Source organism: Candidatus Zixiibacteriota bacterium (genome assembly GCA_029860345.1).
GTDB lineage: Bacteria > Zixibacteria > MSB-5A5 > GN15 > FEB-12 > JAJRTA01.
The window spans coordinates 170,802-189,877 of sequence record JAOUBJ010000002.1 but is presented as its reverse complement, the minus strand read 5'-3'; the positions used below and the strand labels follow the sequence as shown (position 1 = coordinate 189,877).

Here is a 19,076-nt window from a genome sequence, read left to right as displayed (position 1 = left end):
TGAAACTCTGCGAATCAAGCTCACGCCATGCGCGATGAACCCGACCCCAGGGACCAGGCCAGCATCCCTGCCAAACTGCCCAGTTAACTTCCATTAGATAAGATAACGCTTACTCAATAATGGGTCAAGGGAAAACCCTTTCGTAGAGCCGGTTTTACCGCTTTCGTCACAATCACGAAACATGAAATGCGATGCCTGATTGTCGCAAAGAGAATCGCATTGGGCCGCATGACTTCGCCTTCAAGTTATGGAACAGCCCGACACATTTTGGAAAAGTCACCCGAAGGGGACTTGTATACAATGTGGCAAGTCTACAGACAAAACTGTTGCGGCAGGTCTTGTCGCACTGAAAGCATGATCAAGACCTAAACCAACGTTGCATGAGGTTGGTGACGAGTTGGTTGGCGGTGCTGTCAGGCGACTCGCCTGACGGCCATGAAATCAAGGATGAGATTGACCTGGCTACCACGGAAACCGGAGTGCAAGCGCGCGAAGCGCGAAAGTCAGGTTTACCAGTGTCGGGCGGGGTCGCCCAACACCACGCAACAGCACGCAAAAGAGACTTGTTTCTTGTGCGATGGATACTCAGATTGACGACTGCCGATCACGAGTCCGCACGCCGCCTTACCGCCAACAGAATGGCCGCAACAACAGAACCTAACACAAAACCGATAGCAGTGTTGACGGCCAGGATTCCGACGGCTGTGATCAGGACTACCACCAGTTTATCCCTGCCACGCTGATCTGCAATCGGCAGCGCAAGTTCAAGTCCGGCAAATATCAAGAGCAGGCCCAGGATAGAACCGGGGTAAAAGGGCAGACTGTCCAACACCATCGCACTCAGAAAAACACCAATCAGCAGTTTGCATATCCCCAGCATTACCACCGAGCCGCCGGTGCGGGCGCCGAAGTGATACTGAGCAGCCAACCCGCCGCTACCATGACACATCGGCATCCCCCCCAAAGCGCAGCCGATCAGGTTCATGAGCCCGACCGACATGGCCATCTGCCGCGTACCTACCCGCTGCTTTTTGAAGAGGTCTCCGGACAACGCGCAAACTGCCAGCACCGAGTTCAACAGCGTCAGCGGCAACTGAGGCAGGGCCGCCAGCCACAAACCACTTTGAAACTCGGCAGCTTTCGGCCACACAAGGTCAAGGCCTGGCCGTGTGAACTTCAGTAAGTCTGATGTACCGGATGCAGATATTATCATTATCACGCCTCCAATGCCAAAAAGCACCAAGGCCGAAGGAAAACGCCGCACCGGACGAAGAGCCAACACCAACAAGCCCAGAACGAGCGCGACTGCCGCGCCGTCCGGCCCGGACCAACCGCTGGCTGACACCATATCAAGTCCCCGCATACCCAACTTGAGACCTATTCCAAGTTGTATCCCGCGAATAACCGAGGTGGGAACATAGCGCTCTATTTTTTCGATCAGGTTGGTCATGCCCAGCAAGAAGACCACCGCGCCGACCACGAGTCCGGCCGCGGCGATCTCACCGGGGAGGAGATGCTCGGCAATAGCGACGGCCGCAATAGCCTTCATAGGTTGCACCGGGATCGGCAAACCAAACATGATGCCCGTCGTGATGTTGAACAGTCCGGCGAAGATCAGAACCATGGCCGGATTAAGACCACTGACCATGACCAGAGCCGCCGTCAATGGTATGAACGTTCCCAGGTCGCCGAGTCCGCCTGAGAACTCAAGCAGCGTAAAACGCATTTGTCGGACATGGGAACGACAGCGCTGTCCAAACGTCAGGGCCGTCGTATCGACCATGGTCAGCCGCTCAGAATCTGATTCCAAGGGATCACTTCAATCTTGGGCGACTCGATATCGTCGACATCGCTTTGGATGATCAGACCGTCGGTATCAAGCAGCGCCGACAGCGCCGCCGATGAACGCTTGTTCGAAAACTCAGCGATGATCTCACCGCTATCCATCTTGAACATCCCCGGCCAGATCAGCATGCGGCCGCTCTTGCGAACTGAATTCGGGCTTAGCCGCGCCGGAACCGGGTTAATCGCGAAGTCACTACGGCCGCACATCTTCTTGAGCGCCGGCAAAACCAACACGGCGCAGGTCACGGCGGTCGACAGTGGATTGCCCGGTAGGCCGAACAGAAACTGATGGTTGCGTTTGGCAAAATAAAACGGTTTTCCCGGCTTGATACGGACCTTGTGCAAAAGCGATTGAAACCCGGCCGCCTCGGCTGCTGCGATTACCAGGTCACGTTCTCCGGCCGAAACACCGCCCGATGTTATTATGACATCAGCCGTGCTTTCAAACAGACGCCGAAGTTGTTCCTCACTGTCACCCACCGTTGCATCCAACTGGACCGCGCGGCTGAATGGTGACACCATGGGTTCAAGGGTATATAGATTTGAGTTGTAGAGCTGACCCGGCTTCAACGCCGTACCGGGTGCTACCAGCTCGTTACCGGTGGAGGCGATATGCACCGACGGCCGTTCATGCACAGACAGTTCGGCCAATCCGATACTGGCCAGAATACCAATGTCCAGTTGACCCAGCCGGTCACCGGAGGCAAATAGTTTTTGCCCTCGCTCGATATCCTCTCCCGGTTCACGCACATTGGTGCGCGATCCTACAGGGATGAAAAACGATACATGGCAGTTGTCATACTTGGTGTCTTCAAACCGAACCACCGAATCATAGCCTTCCGGTACCGGCGCACCGGTCATGATCTTGACCGCAACACCGTCTGCATACTCGGCCTTCCTGGCGTCACCGGCGAAGGCGGTGTCTTTGTAGGGCAAAGTCAGCGGCTTGGATTCGCTGCAGGCCGAAAGCCAGTTCGACCGCACGGCAAAACCATCCATGGCGGCGTTGCGGAAAGATACCACGTCGATCCCGGATTCTATGTCTTCAGCCAGAACATGACCCACCACATCGCGGATTGAACACTTGACAGATTTACGCGCCGATACGTTTTCTGAAATCAGATCGGTGGCTTGGGCGAAACTTATCACTTGTCGGTCAAATCCTGTTGGCAGTCGGTTATGGCGCCGGCGATCAGCTTGAGCGGATGCGCGATGATCGGCAGGAGAAACTGAATAATCTCCCCCACCGCTTTAGGTGAGCCGGGCATATTTATAATGTAGGACTTCCCGGCCACCCCGGAAACGGCACGGGAGAAAGATGCATACGGCGACTTCTCACGGCTGAATGCTCGGATTGCTTCGTCCAGGCCCGGCGTCGGTTTGTCAAGCAGCGATAGCGTCACCTCCGGGGTGTTGTCGCGACTGGTACACCCGGTGCCGCCGGAGGTCAGGATAAGACTGATACCGCGCGCGATGTAATCACCAAGCGCATCACGAATAGCTTCCGGTGAGTCCGAGATAAGCAAAGATTGTTCGAGGTTGAAATCCGTACCTTTGATAGCCTCCTCAATCACCGGCAGGCACCCGTCCTCCCTCTCACCCGAGGCGGCCCGATCCGACATTATGATGACGCCCACTGAAAAACTCATCTTACTCCCATGCCAGCGAGTCGCCGACCTGAATCTCACCGCCCTTGAGTACGCGTGCAAAAACACCCTCGCGCGGCATGATGCAGTCGCCGACGATTCGACGGATGTGGCAACCGTGATGGCACTCTTTGCCGATCTGCGTTATCTCAAGCTCGGCCACCTTGCCGATTCTCAGTTTCCGGCCGACTTTGACGTCGTTAAAGTCAAGACCGGTAGTGGTCACGTTCTCGGCGAAAACGCCCGGATTGAGTTGAACCAGATTACCGTCCAGCTTGGCGAACGACTCGATCGGCAACAAAGATACCTGGCGCCCGGAACCGGCGTGAGCGTCACCATCAATACCGTGGTTCATTACCAGCCGGACGCTGCGAACATTCTGTTTCTTGGTACCGGTCTCTTTTGACACGGAGATACTATGGATCTTCGCGGATGAAGTCACCACTGCGTCCTCCGGTTTTCTTCAGCAGTCTGAGACCTGAGATAACAATATCTTTCTGCACTGCTTTCAACATGTCATAGACGGTTAAGGCAGCCACGCTGCACGCAGTGAGCGCTTCCATCTCAACGCCCGTGCGGGCCAGACAGGTGGCGGTGGCGGTGATCGTGATTGTGTTGCCTGAATCATTAAGCTTGAATTCCACATCGACATGGTCCAGCCCTACCGGATGACAAAGCGGAATCAACTCCGATGTCCGCTTGGCTGCCTGGATACCGGCCAATTTGGCCACGGTGAGAACATCTCCTTTGGCCGCTCGGTTCTCACGAACCAGTTCGAGCGTTTCGGCGTTAAGCAAAACGATGACCTCAGCCGTGGCGGTGCGATGCGTGACTTCCTTATCGACCACGTCGACCATGCGCGCCCTGCCGTCGTTGTCGGTATGGCTGAGTTTGTTCATATCATCCGCCCATCCTGATGAACGACGGCAACTGTTCGGCTTGAGCACAACCGAGATACTTTTTCGAACGAACCAATGTCGCAATTGCCTCGCCTGATGACCCGGGATCATTTTCGAGTAGATCGAAGAGATTGGTCGACTGCCCGGAGAAGAGGCAACCATATAGGTTACCATCGGAGGCCAAGCGCAATCGGTCGCAATCTCTGCAGAAAGGATGGCTTACCGGATTGATGAACCCAACCCGGATATTCAACCGTGGAGATTCATAGTAACGAGCCGCGGCGGCTGGGTCCGAGTAAACAGGTTTGAGTTCATATGGCAGCCGAGCGCGAATCTCATCGCCTGCGATGTATCTACGATCACGGTTGGGCTCCGACCGCGATGGCATGAATTCGATGAAGCGTATGTCGACGCCGCGTTGATCGGCAAATGCTACCATGTTGGCCGCATCTTCATCGTTCACTCCCCGCATGAGCACGCAGTTGAGCTTGACCGTTCCAATATATTTCAGCGCGGCATCAATACCTGAGATCACTTGCTGGAACGCATCTTTGCCGGTGATCCTTTTGAAGCGCTCCCGCTCAGACGTATCCAGGCTGATGTTTATGCTGTCCAACCCAGCCGCAGCCAGCTCCCGGGCATGTTGATGGAGCAACAGCCCGTTACTGGTGAGAGCGATATGATGTGAGTCGCCGAGGCTACGGGTAAATGCAATCAACCGAGGTAACTGCTTGTACAACGTTGGTTCACCGCCGGTGAACCGGACTTTACGGACGCCCAGTTGATGTAACAGTTCAATGGATCTTTCGAACATCTCGGGCGGTTGGCTGCCGACCTCTTTGTGTGTCGACTGAGAGTCGGGACGACAATAGAAGCAGTTCAGATTACAACTGTCCAGCAACGACACACGCAGGTAGCGGACCCTCCCTCGGTTAAGCACTGGCTCCCTCCGCGGTCGGTGTGAGGAATCTGTCGACTATGAACCCAACCAACCCGTCCACGTCGTCCAACTCGTACCGGGGCACCGTTACGCCGTCGAGTTCGGGACCGTAGACAGTGACAATATTGGTCGGTAGCACAGGAGAGTCTGGCTTTCGGTTTCGTGACAGGAAGACTTTCGGGCGCTCGGCGGAACGATCACCCTCCACCAGACAGATGTCAAACATGGTGGCCATGGCTCTCATAAGTTTCTCTCTGTGTTCGGTCGACGAATCGGAGAATAAGGCCACTTCCGAATCGCTCACGGCCAACGTCATTCCGGCGCCTGCCTGTCGGTGGCGATGGGTATCTTTTCCCGGCTGGTCAAAAAGGTGATTGTGGGCGGTATGTTTGACCGTCGCCACACTGTGGTTGAGTTTGACCAGTCGATGCACTAAGGCCTCAACAAGGGTGGTCTTGCCGGAGTTCCGGCCGCCGACGATTCCCAACTCAACCATTGTTATCTCCAATCGCCATCAGGTCACCGGGCCGATTGATATTGCGCCACTGGCGTCGGTCAACCGGCAACATATCATGATCAAGTCCGGCAATGATCTTTCGCATGCACCTCTCTCCGGCTCTCCCCTGCGATACAAGATATGGCAGAGCCGACCGGTGATAAATACCGCAAAGGGGCTGGATTCCGTTGGTTTCCAGCAAACCGAAATACTGTTCGCCATGGTATGATTTGATCAGACGCCCGAAAATCTCTGAATCCAGGTCATACAGATCGGCGGCCGTGACAAAACAGCACTCCTGCCGGCAATCTTCCAAAGCCGCTACCACCCCAGCCAACGGTCCGTCGGCGTGGGGCCAATCATATATAATCTCGTTTTCGAATTGTCCGAATTTCCCGGGCTGCTTAGCCACCAGCTTGACCTCGGAAAAGACAGGGCGACATGTCTGGACCGTTCGGCTCAAAAACGACAATCCGTCGCATTCCATGAGTAGTTTATCTTGTCCCATGCGACGGCTTTGTCCACCGGCAAGTATGTAAACAGTGTCGATCATCTTTGCAAAAAACCTCCACCGGTCGGCGGAGGTTGAATACCTGCTGAGTCTCCTTTGCCAAACCGGGCAGGCCGGGCGATTGCTCCCCCGACCGTAGAGTCCCTGTCGACCGCGTGGGTCCTACAGGGTTCGGAGCATGTTGTGTCTGAGCCAAGTGGCGCCATCAACAACACTATATTGTCTTAAACCAATTAACCTATTTTGAATAAACGAGGCAAGTCCGAAATTTGTTTCGTAACGAAAAATCAATTCGTCCGAAGACTGTGGGAGTACGCCGTCGCTAGTCGGCAGTTGGTGCAGAAGGCACTCGATCCAGTTCGCCCCGAACCGCTTGGGCCAGCGCAGCCCGAGTGTAGGGCTTTTTGACATAGAGGCCGGCACCCAACAGTTGTGCTCGTTCAACCCGGTCGGTTGCCGAAAAGCCGCTCACTATGATAGCTTTTTGACCTGGATGCGTCCTCGTGATTTCGCTGTAGGTGTCCAAACCATCAAACCCAGGTTCCATTATCATGTCAAGCACGATGAGGTCCGCGCTGTGGTCATTCATGTAGCGGACAGCCGCCGTTCCATGTTCGGCTTCAACGACGTTGTAACCCAAACTGGAAAGCATGTCGCTGGCTAACTGACGCTGCTCGGGGGAGTCATCCACGATCAGTATGGTCTCGCTACCGCCGCCGACTTTCCTGTCCGATCCACCAACCAGCACCGTATCCTCCGAAATCGGGAAGTACAAGATGAACTCCGTTCCCTCGCCCTCTTTGGAGAGAACGTCATAGTAGCCGTTGTGATCCTTGACCACACCATATACAACCGAGAGACCCAGGCCGCTGCCGCTGGAGTCCATTTTCTTCCTGGAATAGTACGGCTCGAATATTTTTGGCAAGTCAGCTTCGGAGATTCCGGTACCAGTGTCGCGTACGCGCAGCAACACATAGTTTCCTGCCACGATCCGATCATGCCCGCTTACCAACCGGCTCAACCTTTGAACCTCCGTCTGAATCGCCAACTCACCGCCGTCCGAGATAGCGTCATAGGCATTGACGATCAGGTTCATGATCACTTTGGCCAAGTGGGGCGCTGATCCGGAAATCGTAGCGGCTTGATCGGTCAGATTGACGTCAAGGGAGATTTCCTGTCGGCGCTGTGTGAGTTGAGCGAACCCGGGTGATTCGATGTAGTCTCTTACCACATGGTTCAGATCGGTCGGCTGCATTTCATAGCGACCCCTTCGAGCCAGCGTCAACAAGTCCTGGACCACATCGGCGGCATCACGAGCGGAACTGCCCATACGCTTCACCTGCTTGCGCACTGGACTGTCCTCGGGGAGCCTCATCAGTATGAGCTCGGGGTATCCGACCAACGGCCCGAGCATATTATTCAGATCATGGGCCACGCCACCGGCCAGAATACCCAGCGATTCCATGCGCTCGGCCCGATCCAGTTTTTCGCGAAGCTCCCCCTCTTGTTGCTCTGCCTTCTTGCGTTCACTAATATCGCGGGCAAAGGCACAGTTGTATTCCTTGCCCATGTATTCCATGAAATTCACCGTAACTTCGACCGGAATGTCCCGACCATCCTTCGCTCGATGAAAGGTTTCCAGAGTGAACGAACGATGTTTCTTGATATCGCTCCAATGCTGTTCCCAAACCTCTATTGGGTAGTTCGGATCGATGTCGTGCAGTGTCTTCGAGATCAGTTCCTCTCTGCTGTATCCAAGTGACTGACAAGCTGCTTCATTGACATAAACCAGGCGCGCATTCGAGTCCATCCAAAAACTGGGTTCAGCGGCATGATCCACAGAAAACTGTGTAAACTGCAACGCTTCTTCCGTTTTCCTCCGCTCGGCCAGCTCGTTTTGCAGCTCTTTGGTGCGACTCTGAACCTGCTCAAAGGCGCTACGCAACGCCTTCTGCATGGCATTGAAAGCCCTCCCCAAGGAGAGAAAGTCCTTGTGGACAATCGGTACTTCAATAGATGACACCATGTCGCCCTCGCGTATTCTCTCAGAAGCAGCTTCGAATAGTCTAATCGGCCGGACGATTCTTCGCGACAACCACGAGCCCACAAATAAAATCAGGCCCAAGACCAATACAGAACCAATTAGCATGGCCGAGACACTAGAGTACACCTGGTTGTACATAGACTCCTGTGAAACGGCGATCCAGATATCCCCTACCAATTGATCCCGGAACATGATCGGTGCTGTAGCTATGCAGAGATTGGCTTCGTGCAACACCACAACGGTGTCGGCCGGTGGGCAGGCGTCGATCAGGTGCGGCGGCACATCGTCATGAAGAACACGGTAAACCGCCACGTCCCCCGGACCACAGATGCAAAGGCCGACGACATCTTCATCGGCAAAGGCGCCTCTGACCACATCCGCCACGAACGAACTGTCCTGAAACTCAAGTCCCGGCCCCACACTTTCCGACATTATGTCGCTCAGGCTTTTAGCCTTCCGTTCCAGACTGTCGTGCAGTTGCCCGATCAGTTGATTGGTTGTCAGAAAGGCAAGTGAAACCAGGGCAACCGACACTAACGCCAGCACCAGCAGAATTATCTGAGTGCGAATCGACAGCGACTTCATCTCAGTCTTTTCCCCCCACGATTTCGCACAGTTTCAGAAGATGAGCGCTGAACTTACTTCCTTCCTGACGAGATGACTTGAGGTTTACGACTATCAACTGACCCTTCTTCGCAACCTTCACACCTACCGACAAGCCGTCATATACATAGGCCGGATTGAATGAAAACGAACGCACGTGATGAGTCTTGATCTCTCTCGATAGCGGCGCAATTCGCTCATCACCGATATCGGTTACCAGCACCAAGTTGTAATGCGCGTCGCTCATGGCTTCCAGAGTCGGGGCAATCTGATCAAATGGAACAGCCTCGTATTGGACTGCAACTCCATTGACCCTCAGCACCGGATTATCTTTGAAGAATGTCTCTGCCAATCGATACTGCTCGTAAGAACGCACTCGACCGCGATCATACACGACCGATATGTTCACAGCCTCAACCTCTTCCGGATCGAAGTTTTCGTCGTAGGTGACGATTTTCAAGAACAGGGGAATGCCGAGATTGGGATCAATTCCGCTGTCATGTTTTCCCAACGCACCGACGGCGACCAACTTTATCAACCAGCAGCATAACAGGGTTCTTAGAACCATTTACAACTCCCCAGCGACCTTTAGTACATCCTGACGGGTAGGTGACCAGGTTACCAGCCCACCGACGTTGACAACTCCGCATAAACCGAACGACCCGGGCGCCTGATGTTAACCGTCGGCGCATAGTCGTAGTTAAGTGGAACACTGTACTCTTCGTCGAGGATGTTTTTGACTCCGAGTGCAGCGTCGAAGAAACCCGCCACTTTCTTGAAACTGAGATTGGCATCAATCACAAATCGCTCGTCAAGGAAAGAACCGTCCCAACATTTGAGAGTGCTGACATAGTTCACTTTTGATGAGACCGAGAAACGGCCCGGTACGACCTGATATGTGAGTCCGAAATTTCCAAGCCACTTGGGCGAATTGAATGCCAGTACATCCTCATCGGCTCCTTTCACAGTTGCCTTCTGGTAGGTAACATTGGCGAATCCGCCAAGACCGTAGATGGGGCTACGATGTAGCGACAATTCTACGCTTTGGGTTGACATCTCGCCGAGGTTGCGAAACTGTGACACTTCCTCAAGATAGTCGCCGCCGGGATGTGCCGGATCAGTATCGTCAATCACTGTTTGCACAATCAAATCAGTCATTTGGGACAAGTTGCCGGCCATTTGGGCGCTGAAGCCAAAAGGAAACTCGTGCGACAAGATCAACTCGTAACTGGTGATCAATTGTGGCTCCAAATCCTCGTTGGCTATAAAGAGGAAGCCATCGTCGAAAGTGATTTCATAAAAGCTGGGCGATCTAAAGCCTCGACTGGCTACCAGCTTAACAGTGCTTTGATAATTCGGCCTGAAGATAATGGCCGCCTTTGGCATCACTTTTCCGGTCGTGTATGTATAGTGGTTGAAATGTAATCCCCCAACGAGCTTCAGCTTATCGGAAAGCTGGTGTTCGTCCTGAGCATACACATTGTAAACCTGCCCTTCGTTTTGCGCGTTGTCTTTGGGTATGTAGTCGTAGACAATATTGTCACCGGTAGCATCAGCCTCCCCCGACTCGTGTCTTATCTTATGAAACTGAACTTCGGCGCCCAACACAGCCGTGTTCTTTTCGCTGAAATCCACATTGGCTCTGGTTTCGAGTCCATAACTTTCGTTCAATTCCGAATCTTTCCAGATCGGCCCCGGCAGATAGTCCGGCTCGGCTTCCCATTCGTAGTAATTGTACAGGATTTTATCCCACCAACTGTAGTGGTTGTAAGAGAGCCTCGTTGTGAGTTCAAAGCCAGTGGACACTGTCCCACTGTAGGCAAGATCGACAGAATAGCGTTGTTCCCAAACTGAGTTCTCCGGCCGGTTGAACAGAGCACCGTAGAAACCATGTGGAATACCGTTGTCCGTACGCGCGAACCGGAATCCCAGGCTTAGCTCACGCCACTTGATCTTGCCGGTGGTGGAGAGGTCTTCCATGGTATTCATGTGTTGAGCAACACCGCCAGTGAAAGAGTTTGAGTCGAGATAGTATTGATAGTAGCCATCATCATCCAAAGCAAGATCGTCCTCTGCCAGGACACTTAGCTCCTTGAAATACAGATCGCTGCCCTTGCGGTCGAGCCAGGAGCCGGTAACAAAAACCGAAAGATCGTTATCGAACTGATGGAGTAAGCGCGCACTATTGCCAGTATGCTCGGTGTCCCAGAAGTAGCTACTATTAACCACCAGCGAGTTCTCCTCCGGTACGGCAGTGATCAGGTTGATGATACCGAAGAAGGCATTGCTTCCATAAAGTGACGACGCCGGTCCCTTGATAAACTCAATACGGTCGATATTGCCTATAGTCACACTTGACACATCGATACTATGGGTCCCTCCATACTGTTCGGTGGTTGGACGCCCGTCTATCAACAGCATTATCTGTGAGTTCCAATCACCGAAATTCGACACCCCGCGCACACCGATCTGCGAGTGAGAGTATCCTTCAGTGATGTGCACGCCCGGCACCAATGACAGGGCCTCGGCAATAGATCGACAGGCGTAGTCTTCGATCATATCGCGTGTAACGATGAATACGTTGGCCGGCGCTTCCTCAAGCGTCTCTTCATGTTTGGACGCCGACAAGACGACGTCCAATAAAGTCTGCAGATCCAGGTCTGCGATGTCTCTTTCCTCTCCAGCCGTGACCGGAATCGGAGCAAACGCAACGACTATAACTGCTGTCAGCAGCAAAGTCGCTCCCCAGGAAAGCTCAGAATTGGTCGTAGTCATAGCAAGTCTCCTCAGGTTACCATGTAATTGGTAGTATACCCATTCCTACCAGTTTATTATCGGCAGCGTTACCCAACATACTGACCGATCTGCAGGTCCTTTAGAGCACTCAAATCAGGATTATGTTACCCGGATTTCTACCCGATTCCTATCCCCGGTAATTGGCGACTCAGGAGAGGTTGTGAGGGAATTCCGGTCTTCGTAGGTCAGTCCGCCGCGGCGGATTGCGCTCCTGACGATTTGGCGCGTCCACGCCGCGGCGCGCAGGCGAAGACGGACCCGCCCTACTTTCCAAGGGTCACGGACCTACTACTGGGTGGCACCCTCAAAGTCGCTTTGGGGGTGATTCCTGTTATCTGCCCCAAACACAAGGTTTGAGGCAGCCACCCGGTCGACTGCCCGTCGGCGCGCGAAGCGCAAAGAACAGACTTGTCGGCTCGACGATCTCAGACCTGGCTGCCCAATACTTGCTCTACTTCGGCCAGAATTTCACCAGACTTGACCAGCTCCTGCATGCGAGTATGATCCGGATAGAGTGGCCGGTCGATGTCGAGATAGGCTACATGTCGACGCACGACTTCATGTGCTTTCCGAACTCCCGCACCAAACTTGTAGTCACGGAAATCCAGAGCTTGCGCAGCAGCCATGAATTCAATGCCGAGCACACCGTAAGCGTTGTCGAGAATCTGAAAGTTTTTGATAGCGGTGTTCATTCCCATCGACACGAAATCCTCCTGATCGGCGGCCGCCGGGATCGATTGGATTGATGCCGGAGCAGACAGCATGCGTTGTTCGACGATCAGCGAATCAGCCGTGTACTGGCTCAGCATCAAACCAGAGAACATCCCGGCTCCCTTTGTCAGAAAAGCGGGTAGTCCCACACTCAGGGCCGGGTTGTTCAGGCGGTTCATGCGCCGTTCGGACATAACGCTGACCATCGTTACACAGGCGCCGGCCATATCCATAGGTACGGATACCGGGGTGCCCTGGAAATTGGCCCCGGATAGTTGCAGGTTCTCATCCGGGAAAAAGACCGGGTTATCTCCGACGCCGTTCAGTTCGATCTCGACCTGCGAGCGGGCATAAGCCAAGGCATCATGCGCGGCGCCGATCACCTGGGGTGTCGAACGCATCGAATAGGCATCCTGCACCTTGCACTTAACTCTGCCCTCGGCCAGGTCACCCCCGGCAACATAAGTGCCTATAGCTTGAGCACTGCGCACGGCTCCGGCGAACCCTCGGGCCTGATGGAGTTTCACACTGTACGGTTTCATGTTGGCCTTAAGAGCCTCCAGCGACATGGCCGCGGCAATCTCCGCCTGCCTCAGCCAGCGATCAGCATCGTACAAGAAGATCGCACTCATGGCGGTGAGCAGATTGGAGCCGTTGATGACTGCCAGACCGTCGCGCGCCTTCAATCCCGGGACAGAAATCCCGGCTTTGTCCATTGCATCTTTGCCGTCAAGCAGTTCACCTTGAAAGTATGCTTTCCCTTCGCCCAGCATCAAGAGCGCCACTTGCGACATTGGTGCCAGGTCGCCCGAAGCCCCGACCGACCCTTTCTGACAGACATAAGGTGTCACCCCTTTGTTCAGCATCTCAACCAGAGTCTGGGTGATCTCCGGGCGCACACCCGACATGCCGTGCGCATGAACATTGATCCGACCGACCATGGCGCCGCGGATATATTCGACCGGAGCCGGGTCGCCGATACCGGCGGCATGATTGTAGATCAGATACTTCTGAAACTGCTGCACCTGTTCGTCGTCGAGCACTACTTCGGAAAACTCGCCGATTCCGGTGTTGATCCCGTACATGATTTCACCGGCAGCCATCTTATCCTCGACCATGGCCCGGCATTCCTGGATCTTTTCCAGCGACTGCGGATGCAGTTTGACCGCTTCTCCGTGTCGAGCCACGGCGACAACGTCTTCTATTGTCAGATGGGAACCATCAAGCTCTATAGCCATCTACTTAACTCCAATTGCTAAACGTGTTAGGGAATAACGGATACTTCCAGTCGGCCTGTGGGAGGCCGGCTTAGGTATCCTGAAGACCGGAAGCAGATTCAGGTGTATAGCGCGTCATCACCTTGGTCCGGGGCCGGACCTGAGGCTCATAGATATTTGGGATAGACTCGCTATACATTCTCAGACTTCCTTCTACACCCTGAAGATACTTTGAAAAAAGCGATTGTCAATCGGTTTCGGGACGCCCTTATTACAGGTCTTATGGCTCATAAATCACCCTCGGATTTTTTGTTCGATCAAACGTTTGTCGCCTTTGACACTGAGACCACCGGCCTGTGGGCGCAGGCACATCGGATTGTGGAAATAGGGGCCATCAGGTTCCGCCTGAGCTCCGAATCGACCGAGGTCTTCTCCATGCTGGTCAATCCTCAGCGACCCATGCCCGAGGAGGTTATTGAAATCCACGGGATCACCGATGACATGGTCGCGGAGGCGCCTACGATCGACAAAGTGCTACCCGACTTTGTCAGATTCTGCGGCGATTCCATTCTCGTGGCCCACAACGCACCCTTCGACATTTCGTTTGTTGTTTGTGAGTTGGAGCGCACCGGCCTGGAGTTTGGCAAAAACCTCATCCTGGACACAGTGGACATCTACCGTCGACTCTACCCCGGTCTGCCGGCCTATTCGCTGCTTCAGTTGGCCCGACAGTTTAATCTGGCCAGAACTCAAGACCACCGGGCAGTGGCCGATGCCGCCCTGGTGCAAGGGCTGTTCCAAAACGCTGTCGAGCGCTTTCCCGAATTGAACCACCTTGATGACCTGAGGAATACTTTTGAAGTACTGTCGATGTACGATTGGAAATCGACCCCCGCCACAATTCCGCCCGGTCTGGAAGACCTGGTCTTGGCCTGCGATGAAAACCGCCGGGTGCGGATTGTCTATCAGGGGTCCGGGCGACCGCCGTCGTCGAGAGTGATTCAACCAAGATCGCTGCACTCACTTGGCAGTCGTTCCTACGTCACCGCATTCTGCGAACAGGCCGAAGCCGAGCGCACGTTCAGGCTTGATCGCATACAGAGTTGCGAGTTGCTTGAGGAGTAGTTAATCTCTGTCTTCAGTAGGGTGGGTCCGTCTTCGCCTGCGCGCCGCAACGTGAACCCGCCAATTCTGTCACCCCGAGCGGAGTTGAGGGGGCGGGTTGGGTGGCACCCTCAAAGCTTCTTTGGGGGTGGTTTCTCGATATATACCGTCCCAAGCAAGGCTTGAGACGGCCACCCACCGGTCAAGCCGGCTCCTTTGCGCTTGGCGCATGACAACATCGCAGGGATGCTGCCCTCCTTCTGAAATCCTGTGCGCGGCAGATGTCCACATCTGCCGTTCCGTGTTCATACCATCAGGGTGGCGCATGAGGACATACACCACCCACCGAGCTAAAACCTAAAACTCTGTTTTACCCGAGAACCGGAACGATCCCAGATGAACAGCAGGCACCGTCATGCAACCAACCCCACTCCACCATGAGTCAATGCACTCGGTCTCTTTGGACATGGCCACGGTCGATTTGAAGGCGCGCATGAACGAATCGGTAAACCTCAGGTTCTTCAGACCGCCCACGATTTCGCCGTTTTCTATCAGAAAAGTGCCATCGCGGGTCATCCCGGTCAGCACCATGTTGCGGGTATCGATCAACCCGTTTATGTAGTGAAATCGTGTAACCAAAATGCCGCGCTTGACGGCTGAGATCATTTTCTCACGCTTCACTTTACCGGGCGCCATAAATATGTTCAACGCAAAAGCACCTTCGGCGGCATCATCGGCAGTGATAGCATGACCGGTTGATTTCTTGCCACCCTTCTTGGCCCAGGCACGATCGTAGACGACACCTTTGGCCACACCCTTCTCAATGAAGGGAACCTTCTTCTTGGGCACGCCTTCAAAATCAAATGGAAACGCAGCCGACCGGGTGTCGAGCGCGTTGTCGTAGAGAGTGACCTTGTCCGATGTGATCTTGCGACCTATGCGACCGGAGAGGAACGATGTTTTCTGCACGAACGGTTTGGCGCCCAGACCGACATAGTTGATCCATTCCAACATCTCCCCCACCGCCGGTGGTTCAAGGATCACTTCGTACTCACCCGGCTCTGTTTGGCGCGGGTTTTGGGACTGGTCGCACTTGCCCACGGCGATCCTGGCCAGAGTTGTGAAGTCAATATCCGAGACCCGACGCGAGGTGCCGGCGGCATAGCCCGACGATGTGTCGGACATGGCGATCATATTGATCGAGGCCGAACTGATTGGTTGGTATGCTTCCACACCATGTGAGTTAATCACGGCGATTTCACCGCACTCCGTCGATAACGATCCGGCCATGGTGAATTTCTTGCGATTCGACTCAGCGATGACCTTCTTGACCGCTTTGGCCCGGTCATTGGGACTGAAGCGGGCCGTGGCTTCGTCGAATGTCTCAAGCGCCTTGTACTTGGCCGGCTTTGGCAGGCCCGGGAAGATGGGGTTCTCACGCTGCTGTCTGGCGATTTCGATAGAATCCGCAAGCGTCTTCCTCAGATCAGCCAGCACCAGAGAATTACACGAAGCCACACCGACTCGCTTTCCCAGAACGGTGCGGAACAGTACGCGGTTGTTACTCTCGTAAACATTCTGATGAATGTATGAATTGGCATAGCGCGTCAACCCCGAGTCGTTGCCCACAAAGACGACTTCGGTTTCATCGGCGGTGGAGTGGGCCATCACTTGCCTGAGCCGGGCAATTAGTTTTTCTCTTCCGATCATTTACTCACCCCCACTTTGACGTTTCTAAACCTGGCCGGTGCTGCGCCATGTGCGACATGGGCCGACTGCATCGGTTCGCCCTTGCCGCAGTTGGGCAGACCCCAAACATGCCAGTGGTTCTTGTTACAAATCGCATCGCACGAATTCCAAAACTCCGGCGTGATCCCGGTGTAGGTGGGGTTCTTGAACATGCGACCCAGTTTGCCGTTCTTGATCTCCCAGGCGCACTCACCGCCGAACTGAAAGTTAAGCCGCTTGTCATCGATTGACCAACTCTTATTGATATCAAAGAAGACACCGTTCTTGGTATCGGCGATCAGATCATCGAGCTCCCAACTGCCCGGTTCGAGATTGATATTGGTCATGCGAATCAGCGGCAGACGGTTCCATCCATCGGCCCTCATGGTGCCGCTGGAGCGTTGGTTGATCACCGGCGCCGTCTCACGGCTGGAAAGATATCCGACGAACTTCCCCTTGCGAATGAGCCAGTTGCGCGCCGCTTTGACACCTTCATCGTCGTACCCGAAACTACCCAGCGCGCCGGGCACGGTGGCATCGGCTACGATGTTGACGATGTCCGAGCCGTACTTGAGCTTCTTCAGTTTGTCGATAGTCATGAAGGACCCACCGGCCAGCGATATCTCCGTACCTAAAACACGGTCCAACTCGGTCGGATGGCCGCATGATTCGTGAACTTGCAAAGCCATCTGCGGTCCGTTGATAATTACGGTCGTGGTCGTGTCCGGGCAGGGAGCCGCCTTAAGCAACGCCACGGCTTCTTCGCGCACCCGGTCGGTGTGGTCCATGAAGTTCATGCTATCTATAAACTCGTAACCGCTGGTGGCGTAGTCACCACCAAAGGAATTCGGGTATGATCGGCGATGTGCTTCATTGCCGTCGAACGCAACCGCCGCGTATCCACCGCCTGCCTCTCGAATCTCCTGCTCGATCTCGGCGCCTTCGGTAGACACGAACAGCTTGTTGATGTGATGGAATTCCATCGATCCTTCGGCTGTTTTGATCTTCTTGGATTTTCTAATCTCATCGCAGACGTTGATCAGCAGCCCGATCTTATCGTCCGAAGACACTGTGAATGGATCGACCTTGAATTTGGTCCGATACCGAGCGACATACGGCTCCTGTTCGGCGAGCACGACCGACTCATGTTTGGTGATGGCTGAGGCTTTGGCAATCTTGAGAGCCAGGTTGGCAGTTTTCCTCAACTCCGCGCCGGTCAGCGTTGCCGTTGAGGCAAATCCCCAGGCGCCGTTGGCGACGACGCGGATACCAACGCCGACATCCAGGTTGCGCACGAACGAATCGACGTTGCCGTCGGAGACGTTTAGTGATTCCTTTTCGGTCCTGACATAACGGCAATCGGCATAGTTGACCCCCTTGCCACGTAGCCAGTCGACACATTCCTTGAGTTTATCTTTCACGAACCCTCCGAAGAGTAGGGTTAATAATTACACGCAGCTTGGCGGCCAATTTACTGCAAATGACAATCGGCGTCAAGCGCCGTCCGGGAGAAAAAAAGCTTTCTTACGCCATGATAGTGTCGTCAGCCAGAGCGCCTGGCCGGGTCGCCCGACACCACCTACAACCAAGCACCTGTACAAGAAATCCAGAGTTTTGGATTGACCGCTGGCCGGTACGGCGGTAGGTTAGCGGCCGATGATTCGCACCGACACAAAACGCCTTTCACGCTGATTCGATGGATTGGTATCTCTACATTGCGGTGATCGCAGCCGGCTTCATAGCCGGGTTTATCAATACGCTGGCCGGGTCCGGTTCACTGGTGACGTTGCCGCTGCTGATTTTCCTCGGCCTACCGGCCAACATCGCCAACGGTACCAATCGCATCGCGATACTCCTGCAGAACGCGGTCGCAGTGAAGAGTTTTCACCGTCAGAAGCTGATTGATTTCAGACACACTCTCACCCTGGCCATCCCGGCTGTGCTTGGCGCTTTGGTGGGCGCACAAATCGCGGTCAATCTGGACGAAGTTATCATGCGCCGCACCATCGGAGCATTGATGTTGGTCATGCTGATCGTCACACTGATGCATCCACAACGATGGCTTGAACAAACGAAATCGATTGCCACCCGACCGGGTTGGTGGCAGATGGTTTTGTTTTTCGGCATCGGAATCTACGGCGGCTTCATTCAGGCGGGCGTGGGTATCTTTCTGCTGGCCGGACTGGTGCTGAGTATCGGCTACGATGTCGTGCACGCTAACGGCGCCAAGGTGGTGATAGTTTTTTGCTTCACGGTAATAGCCTTGGCCGTCTTCGTGTTCAACGATCAGGTTAACTGGACGGTGGGACTTGTTCTTGCTATCGGCAACATGTCCGGCGCCTGGGTAGCTGCACGCATGGCGGTCAAGCGGGGCGCCGTGTTTGTGCGGTGGCTATTGATCGTCGTGCTGATCTTGTCGGCCGGGTATTTGTTGGGGGCAGGGGATGTGATCGGCTTGTGACTTCTTCTTGTAGGTCGGTCCGCCGCGGCGGACTGTGGTCCTGACAGGCAAGCCTGTTTCTTGCGCTACGCGCAC

16 protein-coding genes are annotated in these 19,076 nt (G+C 54.4%); 2 read left to right on the top strand and 14 right to left on the bottom strand.

The genetic code is table 11. The features are described 5' to 3' along the window. Positions 1-604 precede the first annotated feature (604 nt). The 12 genes from OEV49_02930 to OEV49_02875 form a co-directional block, all read right to left on the bottom strand. Positions 605-1,810 carry a putative sulfate/molybdate transporter gene (locus tag OEV49_02930; GenBank protein MDH3890013.1) on the bottom strand — a complete coding sequence of 402 codons (1,206 nt, stop codon included), beginning with the start codon at positions 1,808-1,810 and terminating at the stop codon, positions 605-607. Then, positions 1,786-2,994: a molybdopterin molybdotransferase MoeA gene (locus OEV49_02925; GenBank protein MDH3890012.1), complete on the bottom strand. Its 1,209-nt coding sequence runs from the start codon at positions 2,992-2,994 to the stop codon at positions 1,786-1,788. The genes OEV49_02930 and OEV49_02925 overlap by 25 nt, the downstream gene beginning before the upstream one ends. Next, on the bottom strand, positions 2,991-3,494 hold the full coding sequence (locus OEV49_02920) for a MogA/MoaB family molybdenum cofactor biosynthesis protein (protein MDH3890011.1): 504 nt from the start codon (positions 3,492-3,494) through the stop codon (positions 2,991-2,993). The genes OEV49_02925 and OEV49_02920 overlap by 4 nt, the downstream gene beginning before the upstream one ends. A 1-nt stretch (position 3,495) precedes the next feature. Further along, entirely contained in the window at positions 3,496-3,933 is a 438-nt protein-coding gene (locus tag OEV49_02915; GenBank protein MDH3890010.1) for an MOSC domain-containing protein, read from the bottom strand. Next, a complete protein-coding gene (moaC, locus tag OEV49_02910; GenBank protein ID MDH3890009.1) occupies positions 3,908-4,390 on the bottom strand; it encodes a cyclic pyranopterin monophosphate synthase MoaC in 483 nt (160 codons plus the stop codon). Before moaC ends, OEV49_02915 begins: the two co-directional genes overlap by 26 nt. A gap of 1 nt (position 4,391) precedes the next feature. Continuing rightward, positions 4,392-5,330 carry a radical SAM protein gene (locus tag OEV49_02905; protein ID MDH3890008.1) on the bottom strand — a complete coding sequence of 313 codons (939 nt, stop codon included), beginning with the start codon at positions 5,328-5,330 and terminating at the stop codon, positions 4,392-4,394. Beyond that, on the bottom strand, positions 5,323-5,826 hold the full coding sequence (gene mobB, locus OEV49_02900; GenBank protein ID MDH3890007.1) for a molybdopterin-guanine dinucleotide biosynthesis protein B: 504 nt from the start codon (positions 5,824-5,826) through the stop codon (positions 5,323-5,325). Before mobB ends, OEV49_02905 begins: the two co-directional genes overlap by 8 nt. Continuing rightward, entirely contained in the window at positions 5,819-6,379 is a 561-nt protein-coding gene (locus tag OEV49_02895; protein ID MDH3890006.1) for a molybdenum cofactor guanylyltransferase, read from the bottom strand. Before OEV49_02895 ends, mobB begins: the two co-directional genes overlap by 8 nt. 280 nt (positions 6,380-6,659) lie before the next feature. Further along, complete coding sequence (locus OEV49_02890; protein ID MDH3890005.1) at positions 6,660-8,966, bottom strand: response regulator; 2,307 nt, start codon at positions 8,964-8,966, stop codon at positions 6,660-6,662. 1 nt (position 8,967) lies between these two features. Further along, on the bottom strand, positions 8,968-9,552 hold the full coding sequence (locus OEV49_02885; GenBank protein MDH3890004.1) for a hypothetical protein: 585 nt from the start codon (positions 9,550-9,552) through the stop codon (positions 8,968-8,970). Between the two features lie 50 nt (positions 9,553-9,602). Then, entirely contained in the window at positions 9,603-11,759 is a 2,157-nt protein-coding gene (locus OEV49_02880) for a TonB-dependent receptor (GenBank protein ID MDH3890003.1), read from the bottom strand. A gap of 446 nt (positions 11,760-12,205) precedes the next feature. After that, positions 12,206-13,729 carry an aromatic amino acid ammonia-lyase gene (locus OEV49_02875; protein ID MDH3890002.1) on the bottom strand — a complete coding sequence of 508 codons (1,524 nt, stop codon included), beginning with the start codon at positions 13,727-13,729 and terminating at the stop codon, positions 12,206-12,208. Between the two features lie 210 nt (positions 13,730-13,939). On the opposite strand from OEV49_02875, the gene OEV49_02870 reads away from it, so the two are divergent. Next, on the top strand, positions 13,940-14,833 hold the full coding sequence (locus OEV49_02870; protein MDH3890001.1) for an exonuclease domain-containing protein: 894 nt from the start codon (positions 13,940-13,942) through the stop codon (positions 14,831-14,833). A gap of 336 nt (positions 14,834-15,169) precedes the next feature. Here the strand turns inward: OEV49_02870 and OEV49_02865 are convergent, their stop codons facing one another. After that, positions 15,170-16,522, bottom strand: a complete 1,353-nt coding sequence (locus OEV49_02865; protein MDH3890000.1) for a TldD/PmbA family protein — start codon at positions 16,520-16,522, stop codon at positions 15,170-15,172. After that, a complete protein-coding gene (locus tag OEV49_02860) occupies positions 16,519-17,961 on the bottom strand; it encodes a TldD/PmbA family protein (protein MDH3889999.1) in 1,443 nt (480 codons plus the stop codon). Before OEV49_02860 ends, OEV49_02865 begins: the two co-directional genes overlap by 4 nt. A 275-nt stretch (positions 17,962-18,236) precedes the next feature. Between OEV49_02860 and OEV49_02855 the strand changes: the two genes are divergently transcribed. Continuing rightward, positions 18,237-19,001 (top strand): sulfite exporter TauE/SafE family protein, encoded by a 765-nt coding sequence (locus OEV49_02855; protein ID MDH3889998.1) that lies wholly within the window; start codon positions 18,237-18,239, stop codon positions 18,999-19,001. Positions 19,002-19,076: the final 75 nt, after the last annotated feature.